This is a genomic window from Methylobacterium gnaphalii, assembly GCF_007992215.1.
In the GTDB taxonomy this organism is placed as follows: Bacteria; Pseudomonadota; Alphaproteobacteria; order Rhizobiales; family Beijerinckiaceae; genus Methylobacterium; species Methylobacterium gnaphalii.
On the sequence record NZ_BJZV01000097.1, the window covers coordinates 1 to 1,210 of the forward strand.

Annotated in this window: 1 protein-coding gene; it reads left to right on the plus strand. The window is 64.0% G+C overall.

All coding sequences use genetic code 11. The features are described 5' to 3' along the window. Nucleotides 1-78: 78 nt before the first annotated feature. Nucleotides 79-1,181, plus strand: a protein-coding gene (locus tag MGN01_RS23245; RefSeq protein WP_147049155.1) for an IS3 family transposase whose coding sequence is annotated in 2 segments (ribosomal slippage) — nucleotides 79-340 and nucleotides 340-1,181 — 1,104 coding nt in all. Because the reading frame shifts where the segments join, the coding sequence is not laid out codon by codon here. The last annotated feature ends 29 nt before the right edge of the window (nucleotides 1,182-1,210 follow it).

Here is a 1,210-nt window from a genome sequence, read left to right on the forward strand (position 1 = left end):
TGACCCTGACCCAGCAAACTGGTCCGCGCTGAGCGCAAGTTTTTCGGGCATCCTGAACCTTGCAGGAGGGAGGATGCCATGCCTCGCAAACGCTTCACGAACGAACAGATCGCCTTTGCCCTGCGGCAGGCGGAGAACGGTGCATCGGTGGACGAGGTCTGCCGGAAGATGGGCGTGTCCGAGCCGACCTTTTACCGCTGGAAGAAGCAGTTCGTGGGCATGGGTGTGCCGGAGATTCGGCGACTGAAGCAGCTGGAGGACGAGAACGGCAAGCTCAAACGACTGGTCGCCGACCTGACGCTGGACCGCTCCATGCTGCAGGACGTCCTGAAGCGAAAGTGGTGAGGCCCGCCGTTCGCCGCGAGGTCGCCGGCCACCTGCAGGTAGCCTACGACATCAGCGAGCGTCGGGCCTGCCAGGCCACCGGCTTTGGCCGTTCGTCCCAGCGCTACAGGAAGCGCTCCGACCCGCAGGTCGCGCTGCGGATGCGGCTGAAGGAGCTTGCCGCAGCACGGGTTCGCTACGGCTATCGGCGGCTGCACATCCTGTTGCGACGAGAGGGCTGGGAGGTGAACCACAAGAGGACGTACCGGATCTACCGGGACGAAGGGCTTTCGATCCGGCCCAAGCTGCCCAAGCGCAAGCGAGCCTGGCGCTACCGTCAGGGGCGACCGGCGATCGGCGGCCCGAATGAAGTCTGGGCGATGGACTTCATGTCCGACCGCCTCTTCGACGGGCGTCCGTTCCGGATTCTGACGGTCGTCGATTGCCACACACGAGAGGCGCTCTCGCTCACGCCGAGAGCAAACTTCCGCGCCTTCCAGGTGGTCGAAGCGCTCGATGCTGTGGTCCGGCTTCGCGGGCGGCCTAAGAGCCTACGGGTCGACAACGGCCCGGAATTTGCCGGGCGTATGCTCGACCAGTGGGCCTACCTGAACGGCGTCGAGATCGACTTCTCCCGACCGGGCAAGCCGACCGACAACGCCTATATCGAGTCGTTCAACGGCCGCCTCCGAGCGGAATGCTTGAACGCCTCGAGGTTCCTCTCGCTGGCCGACACACGTGAGCGCATCGAGGAATGGAGGTGCCATTACAACGAAGATCGACCCCACACGGCCTTGGGCGGCTTGACGCCCCGAGCCTTCGCCAACCAAGCTGTCACAGCCCGAGAACTTGCATAGGCTTTGGACCAGAAACAGGGTCAAGCTCA